Source organism: Idiomarina sp. UBA4206 (assembly GCF_002383015.1).
GTDB classification, from domain to species: domain Bacteria; phylum Pseudomonadota; class Gammaproteobacteria; order Enterobacterales; family Alteromonadaceae; genus Idiomarina; species Idiomarina abyssalis.
The window spans coordinates 10,122-10,524 of the sequence record NZ_DFTS01000054.1 but is presented as its reverse complement, the minus strand read 5'-3'; the positions used below and the strand labels follow the sequence as shown (position 1 = coordinate 10,524).

At 50.1% G+C, this 403-nt stretch carries 1 protein-coding gene; it reads right to left on the bottom strand.

Annotated features, from left to right (window positions below):
• On the bottom strand, window positions 1-195 hold a 195-nt coding region (locus B3180_RS11175), incomplete at its 3' end, for a UvrD-helicase domain-containing protein (protein WP_286844550.1).
• Window positions 196-403 lie beyond the last annotated feature (208 nt).

Here is a 403-nt window from a genome sequence, read left to right as displayed (position 1 = left end):
TTTATTGGTAAAGGTAACCGCCAGCACACTAAAAGGCGAATATTGCCGCTCCTGAATAAGCCAGGCGATGCGATGCACTAACACACGGGTTTTGCCACTACCGGCTCCCGCCAGAACCAGCATATGCCCGTCTGTTGCAGACACGGCTTGCTGCTGTCGTTCATTTAAATCTGCCAGAAGCGGGTGTGTACTCATCTGCGGTCACCTAAGTCATTATTGGGAACTGTGTTGCGTTAATGCGCCAGTGTAATAGCGCATCACTGTATAAGCAACCAGTAGTTAATCAGACGCTTTAGTCCAGCAGAAGTTGCTGAAGCTGACTCAGATTATGCAAAGTAACCGTTGGTAATACCGACAAGTGTTCTGAGGTTCCCAGGCCGGAGGTTAGCCAGGCCGACTGCCA